This is a genomic window from Streptomyces sp. AHU1 (assembly GCF_045343905.1).
Taxonomy (GTDB): Bacteria; Actinomycetota; Actinomycetes; order Streptomycetales; family Streptomycetaceae; genus Streptomyces; species Streptomyces triticiradicis.
In genome coordinates, this window is the sequence record NZ_CP174283.1 from 952,998 (window position 1) to 972,977 (window position 19,980).

At 71.9% G+C, this 19,980-nt stretch carries 19 protein-coding genes; 6 read left to right on the top strand and 13 right to left on the bottom strand.

The features are described from left to right. Positions 1–230: 230 nt before the first annotated feature. The 5 genes from ACICHK_RS04495 to ACICHK_RS04515 form a co-directional block, all read right to left on the bottom strand. A complete protein-coding gene (locus tag ACICHK_RS04495; RefSeq protein ID WP_406835785.1) occupies positions 231–2,153 on the bottom strand; it encodes a glycoside hydrolase family 5 protein in 1,923 nt (640 codons plus the stop codon). 204 nt (positions 2,154–2,357) lie between these two features. After that, the gene (locus tag ACICHK_RS04500) at positions 2,358–4,004 is read right to left on the bottom strand and encodes a peptidoglycan-binding protein (protein ID WP_406835786.1); all 1,647 of its coding nucleotides are present in this window, start codon (positions 4,002–4,004) and stop codon (positions 2,358–2,360) included. Positions 4,005–4,441: 437 nt separating this feature from the next. Further along, positions 4,442–4,879: a hypothetical protein gene (locus ACICHK_RS04505; protein ID WP_406835787.1), complete on the bottom strand. Its 438-nt coding sequence runs from the start codon at positions 4,877–4,879 to the stop codon at positions 4,442–4,444. Positions 4,880–4,920: 41 nt separating this feature from the next. After that, a complete protein-coding gene (locus ACICHK_RS04510; RefSeq protein ID WP_151467353.1) occupies positions 4,921–5,232 on the bottom strand; it encodes a WhiB family transcriptional regulator in 312 nt (103 codons plus the stop codon). A gap of 329 nt (positions 5,233–5,561) precedes the next feature. Continuing rightward, a complete protein-coding gene (locus tag ACICHK_RS04515; RefSeq protein ID WP_406835788.1) occupies positions 5,562–5,801 on the bottom strand; it encodes an Lrp/AsnC ligand binding domain-containing protein in 240 nt (79 codons plus the stop codon). Between ACICHK_RS04515 and ACICHK_RS04520 the strand changes: the two genes are divergently transcribed. Next, on the top strand, positions 5,773–7,122 hold the full coding sequence (locus ACICHK_RS04520) for an MFS transporter (RefSeq protein ID WP_406835789.1): 1,350 nt from the start codon (positions 5,773–5,775) through the stop codon (positions 7,120–7,122). The two genes, ACICHK_RS04515 and ACICHK_RS04520, sit on opposite strands and share 29 nt — an antisense overlap. Positions 7,123–7,231: 109 nt before the next feature. Here ACICHK_RS04520 and msrA read toward each other — a convergent pair whose 3' ends face one another. Continuing rightward, positions 7,232–7,744, bottom strand: a complete 513-nt coding sequence (msrA, locus tag ACICHK_RS04525; protein WP_406835790.1) for a peptide-methionine (S)-S-oxide reductase MsrA — start codon at positions 7,742–7,744, stop codon at positions 7,232–7,234. A gap of 318 nt (positions 7,745–8,062) precedes the next feature. On the opposite strand from msrA, the gene ACICHK_RS04530 reads away from it, so the two are divergent. Together ACICHK_RS04530 and ACICHK_RS04535 are read left to right on the top strand one after the other, a co-directional pair. Next, positions 8,063–9,040 (top strand): MHYT domain-containing protein, encoded by a 978-nt coding sequence (locus ACICHK_RS04530; protein WP_406835791.1) that lies wholly within the window; start codon positions 8,063–8,065, stop codon positions 9,038–9,040. Between the two features lie 216 nt (positions 9,041–9,256). Continuing rightward, positions 9,257–10,072, top strand: coding sequence for an alpha/beta fold hydrolase (locus ACICHK_RS04535; protein WP_406835793.1), 816 nt, complete (start codon positions 9,257–9,259; stop codon positions 10,070–10,072). Positions 10,073–10,087: 15 nt separating this feature from the next. Here the strand turns inward: ACICHK_RS04535 and ACICHK_RS04540 are convergent, their stop codons facing one another. Continuing rightward, entirely contained in the window at positions 10,088–10,699 is a 612-nt protein-coding gene (locus tag ACICHK_RS04540; RefSeq protein ID WP_406835794.1) for an ATP-binding protein, read from the bottom strand. A gap of 240 nt (positions 10,700–10,939) precedes the next feature. Between ACICHK_RS04540 and ACICHK_RS04545 the strand changes: the two genes are divergently transcribed. After that, positions 10,940–11,536, top strand: coding sequence for a TetR/AcrR family transcriptional regulator (locus tag ACICHK_RS04545; RefSeq protein ID WP_406835795.1), 597 nt, complete (start codon positions 10,940–10,942; stop codon positions 11,534–11,536). A 78-nt stretch (positions 11,537–11,614) separates the two neighbouring features. On the opposite strand, the gene ACICHK_RS04550 is transcribed toward ACICHK_RS04545, so the two are convergent. Continuing rightward, positions 11,615–13,234, bottom strand: coding sequence for a sigma-70 family RNA polymerase sigma factor (locus tag ACICHK_RS04550; protein WP_406835796.1), 1,620 nt, complete (start codon positions 13,232–13,234; stop codon positions 11,615–11,617). A 271-nt stretch (positions 13,235–13,505) separates the two neighbouring features. Here ACICHK_RS04550 and ACICHK_RS04555 point away from each other — a divergent pair, with 271 nt between their 5' ends. Continuing rightward, positions 13,506–14,915: a DEAD/DEAH box helicase gene (locus ACICHK_RS04555; RefSeq protein ID WP_406835797.1), complete on the top strand. Its 1,410-nt coding sequence runs from the start codon at positions 13,506–13,508 to the stop codon at positions 14,913–14,915. A 185-nt stretch (positions 14,916–15,100) separates the two neighbouring features. On the opposite strand, the gene ACICHK_RS04560 is transcribed toward ACICHK_RS04555, so the two are convergent. From ACICHK_RS04560 to ACICHK_RS04570, 3 genes are all read right to left on the bottom strand, one after another. Next, positions 15,101–16,204 carry a sensor histidine kinase gene (locus ACICHK_RS04560; protein ID WP_406835798.1) on the bottom strand — a complete coding sequence of 368 codons (1,104 nt, stop codon included), beginning with the start codon at positions 16,202–16,204 and terminating at the stop codon, positions 15,101–15,103. Further along, the gene (locus ACICHK_RS04565) at positions 16,197–16,892 is read right to left on the bottom strand and encodes a response regulator transcription factor (protein WP_151467345.1); all 696 of its coding nucleotides are present in this window, start codon (positions 16,890–16,892) and stop codon (positions 16,197–16,199) included. Before ACICHK_RS04565 ends, ACICHK_RS04560 begins: the two co-directional genes overlap by 8 nt. A gap of 67 nt (positions 16,893–16,959) precedes the next feature. After that, positions 16,960–17,667 carry a VanZ family protein gene (locus ACICHK_RS04570; protein WP_406835799.1) on the bottom strand — a complete coding sequence of 236 codons (708 nt, stop codon included), beginning with the start codon at positions 17,665–17,667 and terminating at the stop codon, positions 16,960–16,962. A gap of 121 nt (positions 17,668–17,788) precedes the next feature. On the opposite strand from ACICHK_RS04570, the gene ACICHK_RS04575 reads away from it, so the two are divergent. After that, complete coding sequence (locus ACICHK_RS04575) at positions 17,789–18,184, top strand: S26 family signal peptidase (protein WP_406835800.1); 396 nt, start codon at positions 17,789–17,791, stop codon at positions 18,182–18,184. A 136-nt stretch (positions 18,185–18,320) separates the two neighbouring features. Here ACICHK_RS04575 and ACICHK_RS04580 read toward each other — a convergent pair whose 3' ends face one another. Both ACICHK_RS04580 and ACICHK_RS04585 read right to left on the bottom strand, forming a co-directional pair. Beyond that, on the bottom strand, positions 18,321–19,079 hold the full coding sequence (locus ACICHK_RS04580) for an ABC transporter permease (RefSeq protein WP_406835801.1): 759 nt from the start codon (positions 19,077–19,079) through the stop codon (positions 18,321–18,323). Then, positions 19,069–19,959, bottom strand: coding sequence for an ABC transporter ATP-binding protein (locus ACICHK_RS04585; protein WP_406835802.1), 891 nt, complete (start codon positions 19,957–19,959; stop codon positions 19,069–19,071). Before ACICHK_RS04585 ends, ACICHK_RS04580 begins: the two co-directional genes overlap by 11 nt. Between the last annotated feature and the right edge of the window lie 21 nt (positions 19,960–19,980).

Genomic DNA, 19,980 nt, shown 5'->3' on the forward strand with positions numbered 1-19,980 from the left:
GTGCGGGCCCCGCCCGGCCGCCCCGTGGGCCGACGCGCGGGGATGCACGTGGACGCCACCGGAGACACCGCCGGGACCCGGCCGGCCCGTACGTGCGGGCCCGGTCTGCCGGGTCCCGGCGGTTTCGGTGCGGCCGTACGTCCTTCACGGCACGGCGCGGCATGGCGCGGCCCGGCCCGGGCGTCGTCCGCCCCGGTGCGCGGAGCGCGCCGACGCCGGCCGGGTCGCGGTCAGTTCAGTTTGCGGCACAGCAGGGCGGCCGGCCCCTGACTGGCGCCGAAGCGGGTCGTGAAGGCGATTCCGGCGGCGTACTCGTCATCGGCGCACTGGCCCTTGTAGTCGCCGTTCGCGAAGTCGCCCCCGGCCGCGTCGGCGGGCCGGTTGTCGGAGCGGTCGAACCACACGGTCCGCCCGGCGCCCGCCAGCGGGGTGCCGGCCGGAACGCACAGGGCCGCCGACGTCCGTCCGCCCCGGCGGCTGTAGCCGATGAGGAAGTTCCCCGCGGGACACTGCAACTTGGTGTACCCGGAGGCCCAGTCGCCGCCCGCCGGGACATGGCGCTCGTCGGTGACGACCGTCTGGGTGCCGGCGGAGGAGCGGAGGTCACCGGTGGAGACGTCGGTGCACAGCGCGCGGACACCGCTGTGACCGAGACCGATCAGCCGCTCGCCGTCGGGACAGACGGCCTTGGACGCGCCCGGGTTCCAGTCGCCGCCCGCGCGCACCCGCAGCGACTGCACGTGATCGCCGTGATCGGTGGCGAGCATGTGCCAGCCGGGAACCGCGGGAACGGATCCGGTACGGGCCGGGGCGGTCATGAGCCGGTTCCACGCGGTGCCGCGCCAGTCGGACCCGTCGAGGATCCCGTACCGGTTGCCCGAGGTGTCGTAGCGCAGCAGCGACCAGTCGTCGTGCCCCTCCCAGCCGACGAGCGGCCAGTAGGCGAAGTCGACGTCGTGGTCGGCGAAGTAGTCGGTGATGTTGCCGAACCAGGTCCGGGCGGCCGCGCCGGTCTCGCCGGCCCCGATGCCGAACTCGCTGATCCACACGGGAGCGGTGAAGTGCCGGTTCGCTTCGGAGGAGACGAAGAAGGCCTGGTCGTTCAGGACTTGGTAGAGCTGGTCGCGGGTGAGGTCCTGGTAGCGGGCGTCGTGGGTCTCGCCGATTCCGGTGGCCCCGCTGTGGTTGGGACCGGTGTATCCGTAGAAGTGCGCGGAGTACACCAGCTTGTGGGCGGCGACGAGGGTGTGGGACAGATTGCGCGCGGGAGTGAGGGTGGGGCGGCCGTGCGCGAATCCGTCGACCGGGATGCCGGTCCAGTTGATCCCCTCGATGACGATGAGGAGGTTGGAATTGGCCTCGGAGAGGATGCGGTCACCGGCGAGCTGGGCGGCCGCGTACCAGTCGTGGGCGTCGCCCAGGCCCCAGTTGGGGTCGTCCAGTACGTCACGGCGCACCTCGTTGTAGAGGTCGGCGCCCACCACCCGTGGATCACCGGCGTAACGGCGGGCCATGAAGACCCAGTCGTCCGCCCACTGCTGGGTGGACTGACTGCTGTTCCAGCGCTCGTTGCCGTCGACGCCGCAGCACCAGCGCGAGGTGTTGGTGTGGTTGTTGAGGATGACGGCGAACCCGCTCCGGGTGAGTGCCGAGACCACGGCGTCGTAGACCTGCAGGGGCGTTTTGCCGCGCAGCCCCGGGTTGGCCGTGACGGCGGCGTCCGGCACCGGTGCCGTCGCGTGGATCATCGCGTTGGAGAAGGGCAGCCGGATGCTGTTGATGCCCAGCTCGTGGAAGTCGTCGAGCAACCGGGGCAGTGACGCCCGGTCCAGGCCGAGGGGGATGCCGTAGGAGTTCTGGCCCGCGTGCTGATCGGCCGGGTCGTCGGCGCTGCCGCTGCCCGTCCAGGAGCCTTGCGCGCCGTCCCAGTTGGCCGACTTCAGCCGGAACCGGTCGCCGTCGGCGTCCACGACGTACCGCCCGCGGGTGGACAGCGGCGGTTGCCACGCCTCGGCCGCCGGAGCGGCGGCGGAAGCTCCCTGCGCGCCGCCCGCGGGATCCGAGGTGGTGGCGACCGCCCCGGGAGCCGTGGCCAGCAACAGGAGCGCCGCCGTCGCTAATGTCAGGTACTTGCCAAATCTGAGGGTAGGCATCGGACCTCTGTGAGGGGTGTCGGTACGCGGACGTGGGTGTCGGTGCCCGTCGGCGCCCGAGGAGCGGTGTCGGCCGCGGCGTTCCGGTGCGACGGGGCGGGTCGGGCTCGTGAGCCTAACGGGAAGACCCGCTCGGGGCGACGGCCGGGTTCAGGGGTGACGCTCGGCACACGGCACCACTCCCCCGGGCCGGGAGACAGCCGGTCAGCGGACCCGGATGAACAGCACGTCGTATCCGCTGTTCGTGCTGCGGGACTTGACGTAGACGCCGTCCGACCCACCGTTGGGGTTGCCGGTGTTGCCTTCGACGGTCGTGAAGCCGGAACCGCCGCTCACCGTGCGCACGATGCCCATGTGCTCGTGCCCGCCGGTGTAGTCGTTGCCCCCGTTCCAGTCGAAGGCCACGATGTCGCCCGGCTGCGGGTTCGTCGTCACCGAGAGGTGGTAGTTGCCGGCCCGCGCCTGCTTGACCCAGCCCACGACGTACGAGTTGCGGTAGGAGCTGGCCCCGGTCTGCTTGGCCACCCAGCTCACGAACGTCGCGCACCAGGCGTAGTTGCTGGTGGACAGCGACAGGCCCACGGCCGATCCGTAGCTGTTCGCCCGGGCACTCCCCTCGACCGTGCCGACCTCGGCCGCGGCCACGTCGAGGATCTTGCCGTACCCGCCGCCGGGCGCGGGCGAGGACGGCGGGGTGACCGCGCCGTACAGGGCGGCCTTGGTGTTCGGACCCACCTGGCCGTCGACCGACAGGCCCTTCTCGGCCTGGAAGTCCCGCACCGCGCTGTCGGTCAGCGGCCCGAAGTCGCCGTCGACGGCGAGGTCGGCCCCGTGATGGTTGAGCAGGCTCTGCAGTTCGGTGACGCAGCCGCCGCGCTGGCCCTTCACGATGTTGCCCGGGCACGAGCCGGAGTTGAGGTTGACCGGCGCCGGCGCGCCACTGCCGCCGCCCGTGCTGATGTTCGCGTACAGCGCGGACTTGGTGTTCGGCCCGACCTCGCCGTCGACGGAAAGGCCCGCGGAGGACTGGAACGCCCTCACGGCGGCCAGGGTCAGGGGACCGAACTGGCCGTCCACGTCGAGGTGCTGCCCCTTGCCGTTGAGCAGGGCCTGCAGCGTCGCGACGCAACCGCCGCTCTGCCCCTCCACGATGTTCGACGGACAGGACGTCGATCGCAGGTCCAGGGCGGTGGACGGCGACTCGTCGGTGTCGTAGAGCTCCCGCTTGGTGTTCGTGCCGACCTGGCCGTCGACGGAAAGGCCGTGCGTGGACTGGAAGTCACGGACCGCGCTGTCGGTCGCCGGTCCGAAATCGCCGTCCACGTCGATCGAGTAGCCGAAGTGGCGGAGCAGCCGCTGCAGTTCGGTGATGCAGCCGCCCTTGTTCCCCCGGACGACGTTCGCCGGGCACGACGAGGAGGTGAGTTTGATCGGCGGCGGGGCCGAATCACCGGTCGCGTACAGCTTGGCCTTGGTCCGGGGCCCCACCAGCCCGTCCACGGCGATCGCGGTGGAGGACTGGTACTCGCGTACCGCGTAGAGCGTCTTCGCCCCGAAGCTGCCGTCCACCACCAGACCGGCGCCGTGGGCGTTGAGCAGGTTCTGCAACTCTGTGACGCAGCCGCTCACCTGGCCCTGCCGGATCACACCGGGACAGGACGAGGAGGTCAGTCTGATCGCCGCGGGCGCCGCCGACGCCGGACCGGCCCCGAGCAGGGTGCCCGCCGAGAGGAGTGCCGCCGTGACGGCGAAGACCCCGGCTCTGCCCCTCCACCCCGGTCTCGCGCCCGTGGGGCCCCGATGCCCGATGAGCGCTTTGCCGGTGTCACCACGAAATGAACTCGTTCTCATGACTTCGAGACATCTCCTTCGCCGGATATGCGGATCACCGTCGAACCGTCGGCCGACCCGAAACCGCACGCTGCCGTGATGTGTCGTTCATGGAAGGCTTCGCCCGCCCGACAGACGCCCACCTCAGGCTTACGGCCGGTAAATAGCGGAGAAATTGACATTTCGGCCAGGTGGGCACGATTGCTCACCAACAGCCTCGTGCAGGAAGGGAGTTGAGGTCTCAGAAAATCATGATCGGGCTGTCTTTCCGCGCATGACGGTGACAGTTCACGCCCGCGCGCACAATGCAAGGCCACACAACTGGCTTGATTCAATCGCTGTCGACGGCCTGTAAAATCGCATGCGCGGCGGATTTTTGGAATTCAGCCTTTTCCGGCGGTCTGTCTCATTGAGCCGCTTCCGGACCGGTGCGGGTCTCCGCCGAGTGCCGTGCCGGCTCAGCCGACGGCGGGGACCTCGGAAAGACCCATCACGGGGCGGCCGAGCATCCCTGTCAGCACATGCTGCTGCCGCTCGGTCAAGGAGGCGACGAAGACCACCAGGTCGGCATCGGCCCTTTCGCAGCTCTCAGCCACCTCACGGACCTTCCCGGAGCTCAGCAGCGTGCGCGACGAGTACGGCAGGGCCATCTTCCGGGCCCCGCCGTCCGAGACGCCACGACGTTGCACGATCCGCCCGACGACCCGGGCGCCGCGCGCCGTCAGTCGCAGCGCCGCCGCGTCCATGAGCGCGGCGAAGTCCTTCTCCTTGGCGGAGAAGAAGCCGACGAGCATGACGTCGGCGCCCGCCACCGCCACGGGTACGTCCCGGAGCCCGGCGGACTCCACTTCCTCGCGGCGGGCCGGACGCCGGTCTCGACCTCGGAACCGGTACATGCTCCAGAGGTTAGGGGCTGTCCCGCCCCGTGCGCGAAAGGTCAGCTCGCCCTGGACACGGCGGTCGCGGCGTCCTGTGAACGTTCGTGTTCCATGCGGGCCGTTTCCAGGAGGTGCAGCCAGGAGGTGACCGTCGGCCGGCGGCGCAGCAGAGCACGGCGCTCACGCTCGGTCATGCCTCCCCAGACGCCGTGCTCGATGCGATGGTCCAGCGCATAGGCAAGGCACTCGGTGAGCACGGGGCAGCCGATGCACAGCAGCTTGGCCCGGTTCTGCGCCGCGCCCTCGACGAACAAGTCGTCAGGATCGGCCGTACGGCACAGTCCTCGATCGCTCCAGTCGGTGCTCGTCATCTCGTGATGCCGTCCTCTCCCCTGGCCCCCGCCTGCGAGTTGCCCTTCTGCCCTGGGCAACAGGCATATGACACTACGCCTTTCGAGGACCGCCACTCAATCTGCGGTGCGGCACCACACCAACGAGTGAGCGCCGCTTGCCTCTCGCGCGCGGCAGCGCTATGAAGGTGCCTCGACGGTTCACGGTCCGGGTCGATGTCTCCGGTGGACGGTGCGGCCTTTCCTTCACCATGCGTGACGGAAAGGTCCACGAACACCGTGCCCGGGTGATCCGACTCGGACGGAATGCCTGTCCGTGATCGCCGGGACGGTTCGGGGTCGGTTCGTGGTCAGTTCGCGGTCAGCGTCACGGCCGCTTTGTAGGTGCACAGCACCGGCGCCGTCTCGATCCGTGTGACGGCGTCCCAGGCGACCCGACGCGTCAGATAGTGGTGCAGGGCCTCCGCGTCCCGGCACAACGCGTGGGCGACGAGGTTCGTCGGACCGGTCGTCGCCGCGACGACCGCGAGTTCGTCGTGGCCGGCGAGCGCCGTCGCCACCGTGTCCAGATGCGCCGGGGCCACCTGCATCCACACCGACCTCGGCGGTGCGCGGGAAACGATCCCGTGGTTCAGCGCCGCCTACACCCTCGCGTTCGCCCTGGGCCTGCTGACCGGCGCCCGGCTCGGCGACATCGCGGGCCGCAGGAGGGTCTTCCGCGCCGGCGTCGTGGTGTTCGCCGCCGCCTCCCTGGCCTGCGCGCTCGCGCCGGGCGCCGCGACGCTGATCGCGCTGCGTGCCGTGCAGGGTGCGGCGGCGGCCGCGGTCGTCCCGCAGACCTTCGGACTGATCCGGGCCATGTACGAGGGCGGCGGACTCACCAGGGCTCTCGGCACGATCGGTCCGGTCATGGGGCTGTCCGCGGTCCTCGGCCCGGTTCTCGGCGGCGTCCTGACCCGTGCCGACGTGTTCGGCTCCTCGTGGCGGGCGGTCTTCCTCGTCAATCTCCCGCCGGCGGCGGTCCTGGCCGCGTCCGTGTTCCTGACCGAGGACCGCGCACCGGCACGGCCCCGCCTCGATCCGGCCGGCACCGTCCTCGCCGTGCTCGGCACCGCGCTGGTCGTATGTCCTCTGGCTTCCGGGAGTCCGGGACCCGCCAGGTGGGCCCTCGCCGCCGCGGGTGCCGTGGTCCTGGGCGTGTTCGTCGTCCACCAGCGCCGGGCCGGCCGCCGCGGCCGCGCCCCGCTGATCGAGCCCGCCCTGCTGCGCGGCCGGGCGTTCCCCGCCGCCCTGGCCACGTCCGCCCTGTTCTTCGCCGTCATGAACGGCGTCATGATCACCGTCGTCCTGCACCTCGAACTCGGCCTCCGGGACGGACCGCTCACCGCGGGTCTCACCCTGCTGCCGTGGTCCGTGGGACTCGCGACCGGCTCCTGGGCCGCGGGCACGCATCTGGTCACGCGGTACGGGACGCGTGTCATGCACACCGGCATCGCCGTCCTCGCGATCGGCCTGGCGGCCGCCGTCCTCGCGTACCGCGGCGCGGACCCCGGCTCGTATCCGGCCGCGCTGCCCGCGGCCCTCGCCGTGGCCGGGCTGGGCACCGGCCTGTTCACCCCGCCGTTCTTCAGCACGGCGCTCAGCGGCGTCGGCCCCCAGGAGACCGGCTCGGCCGCCGGTCTGCTCAACGCCGTGCAGCAGCTCGGCGGGACGGTCGGTGTCGCGGTCGTCGGCGGCGTCTATCTGGGGGTGTCCGGCGACGCGCGCACGGCGGCCGAGCACGCGCTGGTGACCGCCTCGGCCGTCCTGGCCGCCGCGGCGGTGTCGGCCGCGGTCATGACCACCCGCCGCGCCGCCCGCCGAGGACCGGCCGACGCCACGGGCGCGCGGACGGACGGCTCACGCCCGTGACCGGCGCGGACCCGAGGCGCGTACCGGCGACCGGCCCGGAGACGGGACACCCGCGCGGGCTCGTGGCCGACGTCCGCGGCCGGCACGGGCCGCGGACGTCGGCCTCCGCTCAGGCCTCCGCGCGCCTCGGCAGCCGCCAGTTCGGACGCACGAAGTGGCAGGTGTAGCCGTCGGGGTAACGCTGCAGGTAGTCCTGGTGCTCCGGCTCCGCCTCCCAGAACGGACCGGCCGGCGCGACCTCGGTCACGACCTTCCCCGGCCACAGTCCGGAGGCGTCGACATCCGCGATGGTGTCCTCGGCGACCCGCTTCTGCTCGTCGTCGAAGTAGAAGATGGCGGACCGGTAGCTGAGACCGATGTCGTTGCCCTGCCGGTTCTTCGTCGACGGGTCGTGGATCTGGAAGAAGTACTCCAGGATCGTCCGGTAGTCGGTCTTCGCGGGATCGAAGGTGATCTCGATCGCCTCGGCGTGCGTGCCGTGGTTGCGATACGTCGCATCAGCCACGTCGCCACCGCTGTACCCCACCCGCGTGTCCAGAACACCCGGGAACGTCCTGATCAGTTCCTGCATGCCCCAGAAGCAGCCACCGGCCAGCAGCGCCTTCTCCTCGTTCCGGCTCATCGCACGCACCCCTTCTTCCTAGTCCTCGTCAGACTCGCACGGCACCGCTTCGCGCGCCGCCGGCGATCCGTCCGCCCCGCCCTCACAGCGACGTGGCACCGCATTGCACAAGGCCGGAAGGGCCGTTCGAAATTCCCGGTCCGGCACCCGGGACGCGACGGGGATCCGGCCCCCGCCCGGACTCCGGGAGCGGGCGCCCGCACGAGATCGATAACGATCGCGCAAGTTTCAACCGACATCGGCTTGAGAATTTGCTATCGCGACCATGAAAAGGGCTCAATGTCCTTCGCATGTAAGCAGTGAAGCGTTAGGGAGCGGATGAACGGCACGATCGACGGCTTCAGCTACGGGCTGGTCACACCGGTGGCCGCCTACGTCATGGCCTGTGTGGGCTCGGCGTTGGGGCTGCGCTGTGTGGTGCGCACGGTGCACCACGAGCCCGGATGGAGGCTGGGCTGGCTCGCCCTGGGAGCCGCCTCCCTGGGCTGCGGCATCTGGACGATGCACTTCATCGCCATGACGGGCTTCTCCGTGGCGGAGACGCCCATCACCTACGACATCCCGCTGACCGTGCTCAGTCTCCTCGTGGCCGTCGTGGTGGTCTCCGCGGGCGTCTTCATCGTCGGGCACCGCGGCGCCACGCGGTTCGCCCTGGCCGTGGGCGGCTCCATCACCGGCCTCGGCGTCGCGATGATGCACTACCTCGGCATGTTCGCGATGCAGCTCAACGGAGATCTCGGCTACAACGCGTTCACCGTGGCCCTGTCCGTGATCATCGCCCTCGTCGCGGCGACCGCCGCGCTGTGGGCCGCCGTCTCCGTGCAGGGCTTCGTCCGCACGCTCGGCGCCAGCCTCGTCATGGGCCTGGCCGTCACCGGCATGCACTACACGGGCATGGCCGCCGTGAGCGTCCACGTCCACAACAGCATCGACACGGCCCCGACCGTCACCGGCCAGGAGGGCTCGTCGCTCCTGCTGCCCATGCTCCTGGGCCCGATCATCTTCCTCATCCTCGCCGCGGCCATCGTCATGTTCGACCCGGTCCTGATCCTCGGCGACAACAGCTGGGACAAGCCGGCCAAGGGGCGCCGCTCCAAGGTCGTCGCACGTGGAAACGTCATGCCCGTGCGGCTGCCCGGTGTCGAGGACACCTCGCTGCCGATGGCGCACAGCGTCCCGCAGGCCGACCACTGGTCGTCGGCGGCGCCCCAGTGGCCCGCCGCCGACGTTCACGCCCCCCAGTACGGCGACCCAAGCACCGGCGTCCCCCACGGAACCCGGTACGAGGGGGAGTAACCGCCTCCCGCGCCCCTCGACGGCCCGGCCGACGCGACCGACCTCGCGCTCGTGCCGGGCCGTCTCCGTCTCCGTCAGACGGTTTCGGCACGGGGCCCCTCCGGCGCGCCGGGCAGGAGCCGCGGCCGTACCCGGTCCGCGCGACGGCACCGGCGGTGACGTGCTTCGGCCCCCTCGGGATGATCTCGGGATGATCTCGGGACTAGGGTGCCTCGCATGACTTCCGCTGCCTTACGGGGTACGACGCTCCACTACGACGACACCGGATCCTCGGCCGGGCTGCCCGTCCTGCTGATCCACGGGCACCCCTTCAACCGGTCCCTGTGGGCTCCGCAGACCGAGGCGCTCGTCGCGGCCGGACACCGGGTCGTCACCCCGGACCTGCGCGGCTACGGCGACAGCGGGGTGGAAGCCGGGACCGTGTACCTCTCCGACTTCGCCGACGACCTCGTCGCCCTCCTGGACCACCTGGACATCGACCGGGCCGTGGTGGGCGGTGTCTCGATGGGCGGGCAGATCGCCATGGAGATGCAGCGCGGTCACGCCCACCGCGTCCGCGCGCTCGTCCTGTCGGACACCTCCGCGCCGGCCGAGACGGACGACGGCAAGGCCTTCCGCAACCGGCTGGCCGACCGTCTCCTGGCGGAAGGGATGGACGGCTACGCGGACGAGGTCATCGACAGGATGCTCGCCGACTACAACGTCACCGCGATGCCCGACGTCGCCGAGCGCGTCCTGCGCATGATGCGTGCCACCGATCCCCGCGGTGCCGCGGCGGCCCTGCGCGGCCGGGCAGAACGCCCGGACTACCGGGACACGCTCGCCGCCGTGCGGTCCCCCGTGCTGATCGTCGTCGGCGCCGACGACGTCTACACACCGGTCGGCGACGCCGAGGCCATCCACGGGCTCGTCCCGCACGCGACCCTGACCGTCATCGACGGCGCCGGCCACCTTCCCGGTGCCGAACAGCCCGGACGGTTCAACGCCGCGCTCCTCGATTTCCTGGCCACCCGGGTGATCACCCGCACCTGAGCGCCCCGGCCGGTACTACGCCACGCCCTCCGTCGGCACCTCGAACCACATGGTCTTGCCCGTGGGCGTACAGGTGCTGCCCCAGCTCTCGGCGAGCAGGTCGAGCAGTTCCGTGCCCCGGCCGCCCTCCGCGTCGGCGTCGACCTCGCGGCGTACGGGGCAGAGCGGCTCCGTGTCCTCGACCTCGCACTGCAAGCGGTCGTCGCGCAGGCACAGGTTGAGCCGCAGGGGGCCGCGCGTATGGCGCAGGGCGTTGGTCACCAGCTCGCTGACCAGGAGCTCCGCGGTCTCGGCCAGCTCTTCCAGGTCCCACTCGTCCAGTTGCGCCGTCACCAGGCGCCGGGCCCGGCGGGCAGAGGTCAGTTCCCGCGACAGGGGCCAGGAGGCCTCCCAGCGGGTGACGCGGGCGCGGGGCGCGTCGAACGGGCGGATGGGTTCCAGCACGCGTGACCAGAGGGCCCGGTTCCGGGCGAGCCACGAGGTGGGCGCGGCCGCCTCCTCGGACACCTCGTTCTCCTCGCCGCGTCTCATGACTTCCTCGCGCCCCTGCTCCTCGGGCCGGCGGTAGAACCGGGCGAAGCGCCCCCGGCGAGAGGTCGCCAGGAGGTCGATGGCCCCAGGGGCCATGGGAATCAGTCCCTTCTGCACTGAAGGCGACCACACCGCTGAGCGGCACGGACCCGTCGGAGACGACCGGTCCGGACATTGTCAGGTCACGCGTTCACGTAACGCCCGTCACGATAACAAATATGCATGTAGCGATCGCTACGGTAAAAATCCTTTCCAAGAGTACAGATCGGCACATATGGAATGTGTCTGGTGTCACACGACCGCACAGCGGCCACCTCACGGCCGCCGGGAGCCCTCATGGCACGACCGCCTGACCAGCACAAACGCCGCGAGCTGACCGACCGGGTCCGCGCGTACCTGGTGCGCAACGGCCTCGCCGGGCTGTCCCTGCGCCCACTCGCCCGAGCCCTCGGCACGAGCGACCGCATGCTCCTGTACTACTTCGGGACCAAGGAAGGCATGGTCGCCGAGGCACTCGCCCTGGACGAGAGGCGACCGCTCATGCAGGCCAGGGCCGTGTTCGACTCCGCCGAGTCCCCGCGGGACCCGGCGGGGATCCGCCGTTTCATGGAGGAGACCTGGCAGCGGTTCGGCGCCCCCGACCTGCGCCCCGCCCTCCCCCTCTACGTGGAGATCATGGCCGCCGGCCTGATCGACCCCGACCGGTACGGGCCTGTCCTGCGTGACGTGCTGGCCGAGTGGACGGACCTGCTCGCCTCCGCCTTCCAGCGCCTCGGCATGCCGGAGGTCCGCGCCCGGACGGAGGCGGCCCTGCTGGTCGACGCGTCCTTCGGCCTGGTCGTCGCCTCGCTGGCCGAGGGCGGCCGGAAGCAGGCCGACGCGGCCTTCCACGCCCTCCTCGACCGCCTCGAACCCGGCTGGCACGTCACCTGAGAGGTTTCCGCGCCCGAGGCGCGCCCGGCGGCCCGGCCACGACCGGTGGGGCTCCCGCCCGGAAGGACGCGCCCGGCGTCACAGCTTCGCCCCGAAGTCCTGCGTCCACCACGGGCCGCCCGACCCCTTGTGCACGCCCACCCCGATGTTCTTGAACGAACAGTTGAGGATGTTCGCGCGGTGCCCCGGGCTGTTCATCCAGGAGTCCATCACCGCCGCGGGGGTCTGCTGGCCCATGGCTATGTTCTCGCCGTACGTGGACCAGCGGTAACCCGCGGCGGTGATGCGCTCACCGGGGTCGGCGCCGTCGGGGTTGGTGTGCTCGAAGAAGTCCCGGGCGGCCATGTCGGCGGAGTGGGCCTGAGCCGCGTCCTCCAGCTGCGGGTCCTCCGTGACGGGACCGCAGCCGGCGGCCGCCCGCTCCTTGTTCACCAGCGCGACCACCTGCGCCACCGTGGTCGTGGGGGCCGACTGCGTCTGCGCCAGGCCGGACACCCGGCGGGTCGGCGCGGCCGAGGAGGCGGCGGCCGACTTGCTCGGCCCGGCGGGACGGGGTGTCTTGGACGCCTTGGCCTTCGCCTTCTTCGACGCGGACGGCGAGGGCGACGGAGAGGCCGACGCCGTGGCGGTGGCCGACGCCGAAGCGGTGCCGGAGGCGTCGGGCGCCGAGAGGTCCGCGACGGGGGCACCCGCCGTCCGCGAGGGGGACGCCTCGTCGGTTCCCGATCCGGGCCCGAGGTCGAAGTACCAGAGGCCGCCGCCCGCCACGCAGACCGCCACGAGGGCTCCGCCCAGGGCCCGGCGCCTCACGCGCCGGCGCCGGCGCGCCTCGCCGCGTGAGGCCGCTCTCCCGCCGGACGCCCGGTGCCCGGCCCCCGACGCCGAACCCGTGGCGGCCATCCCGCCCGAAGCGCTCCGCAGCGCCGCGGTCAGCCCCGGTGACACGGCGACCAGTGCCAGTCCGGCCAGCAGCCCCTCCACGGGCATCAGTCCGCTCCACAGTCCGGAACAGCGGACGCAGTCGCGGGCGTGCCGGGCGATCCGCTTGCGCCACAGCGCCGAGGGCCGGCCGTCCCAGGAGGCGAGGACATCCCGCAGTTCCTCGCAGGCCGGGCGCGCGGCGAGGGCCCGTACGACCCCCCGGGCCGTCTCCAGCTGCGCCTTCATCCGCTGCACCCGGACCGCCGTGTGCTGCGGCGACAGCTCCAGCGCCTCGGCCATCTCGGTCCGGGTCACCTCACCGGCGCACTCCAGCCACCACAGCGAGAGCACGCCCCGGTCGTCGGGTTCGAGCCAGCGGGTCGCCAGCGCGGTCTCCCGCCGCTGGCCGGAAAGCTGGAGCCGCACCATGGTGAGGTCCACGAAGTCGGCGCCGGGGTCCGCGAGGTCCTCCGCCTCCTCCACTCCGCCGGGAGCGTCCTGCCGGTCCCGCCAGTGCGCCCGGACCTGGTTCATGGCGATCGCCACGAGCCAGGAGCGGAAGCTCTCCGGGGCACGCAGACCGTCCAGCCCGTCCAGGGCGCGGAGCATGGTGTTCTGCACGACGTCGTCGACGTCGACGGATCCGTTCAGCGCGCGCCCGACGATGTTGTACACCAAGGGGAGATAGGCGCCGACCAGGGCGTCCTGGGCCGCCGGGTCACCCGCTCGGGCGGCGGTCACCAGTGCCGTCGGCTCCACCCCGTGCTGTCTCCTCATGAAAACTTCCCTGTCCTCGACTCCGAACGATGCTGCCGTTGCATGGGAGACCACCCACGGAACCTCGAATAACAGTTCTCCGGAGACTCGTTCGCAGATGCTTCTCACACCGGTGCGCGATGGGCAAGGAAGAAGATCACACCGGCGGCGGTCCGGTGGGCGGCTGTGGGCCCGCTGGTAAAGTGGGGAGCACGCTTCGAAGTCGCCGGGGCCCGTGCCGAGTGGTACGGGCCCCGGGGCGTTCCGGGCGTCAGACCGAGGAAGGTTCCCCATGAACGCGAAGCCGCCGGCCCCTGGACTCCCCGACACCGGCGACCGTCAGCCGGCGCCGCGGGACGACGTCACGGCATCACCGTCCCGCTCGGCGGGCCTGTCTCCCGCCGCGTCGTTCGACGCCCTCGGCCTGCCCCCGGAACTGCTGGACAGGATGACCGGGCTCGGGGTGACGGAGCCCTTCCCGATCCAGGCGGCGACCCTGCCCAACGCGCTGGCCGGACACGACGTCCTCGGCCGGGCGCGCACCGGCTCCGGCAAGACGCTGGCCTTCGGACTGGCCCTGCTCGCCCGGACCGCGGGCCGCCGGGCGGAGGCGAAGCGGCCCCTCGCGCTGGTCCTGGTGCCGACCCGGGAACTCGCGCAGCAGGTGAGCGACGCGCTGGAACCGTACGCGCGGACCCTGGGCGTACGGCTCGGGACGGTGGTGGGCGGCCTGTCGATCAACCGGCAGCAGGCCCTCCTGCGGACCGGCGTCGAGGTGCTCGTCGCGACGCCGGGACGGCTGACCGACCTGGTGTCGCGCCGGGACTGCTTCCTGAACCAGGTGCGGATCACGGTGCTGGACGAGGCGGACCAGATGTGCGACCTGGGTTTCCTGCCCCAGGTCTCGGACCTCATGGAGCAGGTGCGCCCCGACGGACAGCGGCTGCTGTTCTCGGCCACGCTCGACCGGGGCGTCGATCAACTCGTGCGGGACCACCTCCACGACCCGGTGCTCGCCTCGGTCGACCGGGTGGCGGGCTCGGTCACCACGATGGAACACCACGTGCTGAACATCCACGGCGCCGACAAGTACGCGACGGCGACCGAGATCGCCGCCCGGGACGGCCGGGTGCTGATGTTCCTGGACACCAAGGCGGGCGTGGACCAGTTCACCCGTCATCTGCGGGCCAGCGGCATCCGGGCCTCCGCCCTGCACAGCGGGAAGTCGCAGCCGCAGCGCACGCACACGCTCGCCCAGTTCAAGGACGGCGAGATCACCGTGCTGGTGGCCACCAACGTCGCGGCCCGGGGCATTCACGTCGACGCGCTCGACCTCGTCGTCAACGTCGACCCGCCCGCCGACGCCAAGGACTATCTGCACCGCGGCGGGCGCACCGCGCGGGCCGGGGAGTCCGGGAAGGTGGTCACCCTGGTCACCCCGGACCAGCGGCGCGATGTGAACCGTCTGATGTCCGAGGCCGGCATCCGGCCGACCGTCACGCAGGTGCGCTCGGGCGAGGCGGCGCTGACCGCCATCACCGGGGCCAGGCGTCCGCCGACACTGCCGAAGTCGAGCACCGGCAACGCGCCCTTCCGCGGCATGGGCACGCGTCCCGGACGTCCCAAGGAGTCGCGCAAGGCCGCGGACGCCCGCAAGGCGGCGGAGGCCCGCGCGGCGGCCCGGGTACGCAGGGGGCGCTGACGACGCCCGGATCAGCCGCCGCGCCCTGAAGACGAGGCGGGGCGCCGGTCCCGGGGTTCCCCCGGCGAGGCGCACGGGCCGGGTGCCGTCCGGGCGCCCGGCGCGGGGTACCTCAGCCCACCGCCTGCTTCTGCTTCACGAGCGCGCCGGTCCTCGCCGCGCGGACGGGAATGGTCAGTCGGGTTCTACGGCGTGGCGGGCAGCCGGACCGTGACGAGGAGGCCGCCGGCGGGGCGGGCGGCGAGGTCGAGCGTCCCGCCGTGGGCGCGGACGACCCCGGCCACGATGGCGAGGCCGAGGCCGACACCGGCGTGTTCGCCGGTGTGCACGCGTTCCGTTCCCCGCTGGAACGGTTCGGTGAGGGTCGACACCAGTTCCGGTGGGAGCCGGCTTCCCGTGTTCTCGACCCGCAGCACGCTCGTGTCGCCGTCCCGCCCGGTGTGGACCGTCACGGTGCCGCCCTCGGGGAGGTTGTGGACGACGGCGTTCTGGACGAGGTTCGTCACCATCCGCAGCAAAAGCTCTCCGGAGCCGCTGGTACGGGCCGCCTCGCCGGTGACGTCGAGCGTGATCCGGCGCTGTTCGGCCAAGGGGAGCAGCGTCTCGGCGGCCTCCTCCGCGACGAGGGAGAGGTCGACGCTCTCGCGGGGGAAGTTTCCGCGGTCGCTGCGGCTGAGCAGCAGGAGGGCCTCGGTGAGGTCGATCGCCCGCGTGTTGACGGTGTCCAGGCGTTCGATGAGTTCGTCCCGGTCCCCCGTGGGATCCTTGCGGGCGACGTCCAGGAGTGTCCGTGAGATCGCCAGCGGGGTGCGCAGTTCGTGGGAGGCGTTCGCGGCGAACCGCTGCTCCTCCGCCACCTTGGACTCGAGTCGGTCGAGCATCGAGTCGAAGGCGTCCGAGAGTTCGCGGAATTCGTCCTGGCGGTCCTTCATGCGGATCCGATGGGACAGCGATCCGCTCCCGGCCGTCCGTACCGCGTCCGTGATCCGGGTGAGCGGCGAGAGCATCCGGCCGGCGAGGACCCACCCCCCGAGGAGGCCGAACACCAGGAGGAACACCAGCGCGACGGCCGCGGCGGGGGCGAATCCGCGCAGGAGGTCGGAACGGCTGGGCCCGACGATGATCACGGCGCCGTACGTCTTCTGGATGAGCCGGGGGTCGTTGGTCGGCAGCCAGCGCAGTACGAACACCCACATCACGACCAGCAGGAGCGTGCCGGCGACGAAGAGGAAGCCGGCGTAGCTGAGGGTGAGCTTCAGTCGGGCGCTGCGCCCCGGGCGTCTATTCATGGGTGCCGTCGGACCGGGAGGTGTCCGGGCGCGCGTCGATCCGGTACCCGACGCCGGGCACCGTGGCGATGATCCAGGGCTCGCCGAGCCGTTTGCGCAGGGCCGAGACGGTGATGCGGACGGCGTTGGTGAAGGGGTTGGCGTTCTCGTCCCAGGCCCGCTGGAGCAGTTCTTCGGCGCTGACGACACCGCCGTCGGCGGCGACGAGCACTTCCAGCACGGCGAACTGCTTCCGGGTGAGGGCGACGTGCCGTCCGTCGCGGAAGACCTCCCGGCGGAAGGGGTCGAGGCGCACGCCCGCGAGCTCGCGGACCGGCGGCCGGGCGTACGCGCGCCTGCGGTCGAGCGCCCTCAGCCGCATGACGAGCTCCCGCAGCTCGAACGGTTTGGTGAGGTAGTCGTCGGCGCCGAGCTCGAACCCGGAGGCCTTGTCCTCGATCCGGTCGGCGGCGGTGAGCATGAGGATCGGGATGCCGCTGCCGGAGGCGACGATGCGCCGGGCGACCTCGTCGCCGGAGGGGCCGGGGATGTCCCGGTCGAGGACCGCGAGGTCGTAGGAGTTGACGCCGAGCAGTTCCAGGGCGGAGTCCCCGTCGCCCGCGATGTCGGCGGCGATCGCCTCCAGCCGCAGACCGTCACGGACGGCCTCGGCCAGGAAGGGCTCGTCCTCCACGATCAGTACACGCATGTCCGAAGCCTAAGCAGCAGAGCGTATCGCCGGCGTATCGCGACCACGTCGCGCCCGGGGCGCACGATCAGCCCACCGCCGTCGGCACGGGACCGGGCCGGTCGGACGGGTTTCCCGCCGTGGTGCGCCACCAGCGGTGTGACGCCAGCCCGGCGAGCAGGGCACCCGTCGCGTTGACCAGGACGTCGTCCACGGAGGACACCCGGTCCAGCCACAGCACGTACTGCGCGACCTCGACCAGGACCGAGCAGCCGGCCCCCAACGCCAGGATCCGCGGCACGGACGCGAACGCCGCGAACCGCATCGGGGCGAAGAACCCCAGCGCCGCGAAGACCAGCAGGTTGCCGATGATCCCGCCCGTCCCCATGGTGGCCAGGTCCCGCAGCGGTACCAGGCTGACCCGGCGGGGAGCGACGCCGGGCGCGAGGCCCGGCATCATGGTCAGCCACAGGAACGGCACCGTCCCGTGGACCATGCCCACCTCGGCCAGCGACGAGCGCCACGCCCGGGCCGAAGCGGCGCCGGCGGCACGCCGCCAGGACGCGAGGGCCCACGCCACCAGCACGGCGAGCGGCACCGCGACGAGCGTCATGAGCACCACGCCGTTGAAGGTGTCGTAGCAGCCGTGCCACCGCCCGGCCATGCACCTGGGGGCGGACATCATGAGCGGCCGCCGGATGAAGAACAGGGCGCCCGCCACGCCGAGGACCGCCAGGCTCAGGAACACGGTCCTGAGGGCGCGACGGGGTGCTGAGGAGGATGCGTCGTGGCTCATGCTCCCAGTGAAGGGAAGGGCCGGTTGCGGGGGCGTATGCGCTTTTCGATACGCCCGCGATATGCGGAGCCGTCCCGGAAAACCGGTGGGCACGCCCGGCCGGGCCTGTCACGCTCGTCGCATGGGAGCGTTGGAGGGTGTGGCGGGCAGGGTCGCCGGCGGGGAGACCGTGGAGTTCCGGCCGAGCGGCACTTCGATGGTCCCGCTGATCCGCAGTAGGCAGCTCGTGGCCGTCGCTCCGGTCGACCCGTCGAAGCTCGCGGTCGGAGACATCGTCCTCGCCCGTGTGGCCGGCACCGTGTACCTGCACCTGGTGTCCTCCGTGGATCCGGCCAAGAAGCGGGTGCAGATCAGCAACAACCGGGGGCACGTCAACGGCTGGACCGGTCACGGCCGTGTGTTCGGCATCTGCGTGGCGGTCGACGGGACGCCCCGGGCCGGTGCCGCGGCCAAGGTGCTGAAGGCGGAGCCGGTCACCGGGTCCGAAGAAGGACCGGGACGGTCGGCGTCGTCGTAGCGACGGGTCGAGGAGCGCCTGCGGGATGCCGAACTTCTCGTGGGGGGCGAGGTCCGCCCCGGGTGACCGTCCGGTCGGGCACCGCGGGGCGGTCCGAACTCACCCTCTCGGAAGGCGAGTTCAAGGAGCCACCCGGCTAGAGCGCCACCAACCGCCCGCCGCGCCCCCGCAGTCGGACCGAGGCCACGGTGCCGCAGACCAGTGCCACGCCGAGGAGCGTGCCGCAGGACTCCGCCACGGCGTACGCGTCGCCGGCGAGAGCGGCGCGCATGCCGCGCACGGCCCAGTAGCCGGGTGAGGCCGGGGCCACGTCCGAGACCCAGGCCGGCAGGGCGGCGAGCGGGACGAGCGCGCCTCCGACACTGCTCAGCAGCATGCCGCCGATGTCGTAGGCGGCCGAGAGCGCGCCCAGGCTGCGGACCAGCACGCCGAGCAGCGCGCCGAGTCCGAGGAGCGCCCAGCTCCAGCTGAGCAGAACGCCCAGCAGCAGGAACGGGTGCGGGACGGGCAGGCCGAAGGCGCACACGGCGAAACCCACGACGGTGAACTGCTGGGCGAGCAGGACCGCGAAGGCCGGGACGGCCTTGCCCGCGAGCAGTTCGGCGGGACGCAGGACGGTCCCGCGCAGACGGTCCCAGGTGCGGCCGAGCCGTTCGGTCAGGATCGCGCTGCCGCAGATGCCGATCGCGAGCAGCGAGAAGGTGACCAGCGTGCCGACGACCGCCTGTTCCGTGCCGGCGCTCTCGCCCTGCCCGGCCGTGTAGAGCGGCCGCAGGAGCGTGACGAAGACGAGCGGAAGGACCAGCCGGCTCAGGAGCGGACCGGGTTCGCGCGCCATCAGCAGCACGTTGTGGCGTATCAGCACCCACAGGCGGGCGGCGGACTCACGCGGCATCACGGACCTCCGTGCGCGTCGCGGCGGTCGCGGGATCCGCGGTCTCCATGGATCGGTAGAGGTCGTCCAGTCCGGGGCGGCGTACGTCGACGGACGCGGGTGTACGGCCGGACGCGAGCAGGGCCGCCAGATCGGCGCCGGGGTCCGTGGTCGGCCGGCGCAGTTCGGGTTCGGCCGGGTCGGCGAAGGTGACCCTGAGTTCGCCGGGCAGGTGCCGGGTGAGTTCTTCCTGCGTGCCGCGCGCGATGATCCGTCCGGCCCGCGCGAGTGCCAGCGTGGCGTCGAGGTCGACGAGTTCCGGCAGGTAGTGGGTCGTGTAGACGACGGCCGCGCCCGCTTCGGCCCGGGCCCGGACCGCGTCCAGCAGGGCCGAGCGGGTTTCCGGATCGGCTCCGGCGGTCGGCTCGTCCAGCAGGAGGAGCGGTGGTGAGCCGACCATGGCGGTGGCCGCCTGGACCCGGCGGCGCTGGCCTCCGGACAGGGCCGCGACGGGCCGGTCCGCGACGTCCGTCAGACGCAGTTCGTCCAGGACCCGGGCGATCTCCGCGGCCCCGCGCCGGCCGCGGAATCCCGCCAGTCCGGCGAACAGCCGCAGGTTCTCGCGGGCGGTGGCGCTGCCGTACAGGGCGAGTTCCTGCGGGGCCACGCCGAGGAAGCACCGCGCGGCCCGGCCGTCGCGCAGCGCGTCGAGGCCCGCGACGGTGATCCGGCCCGCATCGGGACGTACGAGACCGGAGACGGTCTCCACGAACGTCGTCTTGCCCGCGCCGTTGTGACCGATCAGGCCCACGATCTCCCCGGCCGGGACCGTCAGGTCGAAGCCGTCGAGCGCGCGGCGCGGCCCGTAGCGCTTCACCAGCCCCTCTGCGATCAGCATCATCCGTCCCTCATGAGGTCTACA

Excerpts from the sequence above, each read along its gene's own strand:
- ACICHK_RS04560 (WP_406835798.1), bottom strand. The coding sequence starts at position 16,204 with ATGAATAGACGCCCGGGGCGCAGCGCCCGACTGAAGCTCACCCTCAGC.
- ACICHK_RS04575 (WP_406835800.1), top strand. The coding sequence starts at position 17,789 with ATGGGAGCGTTGGAGGGTGTGGCGGGCAGGGTCGCCGGCGGGGAGACC.
- ACICHK_RS04500 (WP_406835786.1), bottom strand. The coding sequence starts at position 4,004 with ATGAGAACGAGTTCATTTCGTGGTGACACCGGCAAAGCGCTCATCGGG.
- ACICHK_RS04505 (WP_406835787.1), bottom strand. The coding sequence starts at position 4,879 with ATGTACCGGTTCCGAGGTCGAGACCGGCGTCCGGCCCGCCGCGAGGAA.
- ACICHK_RS04510 (WP_151467353.1), bottom strand. The coding sequence starts at position 5,232 with ATGACGAGCACCGACTGGAGCGATCGAGGACTGTGCCGTACGGCCGAT.
- ACICHK_RS04545 (WP_406835795.1), top strand. The coding sequence starts at position 10,940 with ATGGCACGACCGCCTGACCAGCACAAACGCCGCGAGCTGACCGACCGG.
- msrA (WP_406835790.1), bottom strand. The coding sequence starts at position 7,744 with ATGAGCCGGAACGAGGAGAAGGCGCTGCTGGCCGGTGGCTGCTTCTGG.
- ACICHK_RS04495 (WP_406835785.1), bottom strand. The coding sequence starts at position 2,153 with ATGCCTACCCTCAGATTTGGCAAGTACCTGACATTAGCGACGGCGGCG.
- ACICHK_RS04585 (WP_406835802.1), bottom strand. The coding sequence starts at position 19,959 with ATGATGCTGATCGCAGAGGGGCTGGTGAAGCGCTACGGGCCGCGCCGC.
- ACICHK_RS04540 (WP_406835794.1), bottom strand. The coding sequence starts at position 10,699 with ATGGCCCCTGGGGCCATCGACCTCCTGGCGACCTCTCGCCGGGGGCGC.
- ACICHK_RS04515 (WP_406835788.1), bottom strand. The coding sequence starts at position 5,801 with ATGCAGGTGGCCCCGGCGCATCTGGACACGGTGGCGACGGCGCTCGCC.
- ACICHK_RS04555 (WP_406835797.1), top strand. The coding sequence starts at position 13,506 with ATGAACGCGAAGCCGCCGGCCCCTGGACTCCCCGACACCGGCGACCGT.
- ACICHK_RS04530 (WP_406835791.1), top strand. The coding sequence starts at position 8,063 with ATGAACGGCACGATCGACGGCTTCAGCTACGGGCTGGTCACACCGGTG.
- ACICHK_RS04550 (WP_406835796.1), bottom strand. The coding sequence starts at position 13,234 with ATGAGGAGACAGCACGGGGTGGAGCCGACGGCACTGGTGACCGCCGCC.
- ACICHK_RS04565 (WP_151467345.1), bottom strand. The coding sequence starts at position 16,892 with ATGCGTGTACTGATCGTGGAGGACGAGCCCTTCCTGGCCGAGGCCGTC.
- ACICHK_RS04535 (WP_406835793.1), top strand. The coding sequence starts at position 9,257 with ATGACTTCCGCTGCCTTACGGGGTACGACGCTCCACTACGACGACACC.
- ACICHK_RS04580 (WP_406835801.1), bottom strand. The coding sequence starts at position 19,079 with ATGCCGCGTGAGTCCGCCGCCCGCCTGTGGGTGCTGATACGCCACAAC.
- ACICHK_RS04570 (WP_406835799.1), bottom strand. The coding sequence starts at position 17,667 with ATGAGCCACGACGCATCCTCCTCAGCACCCCGTCGCGCCCTCAGGACC.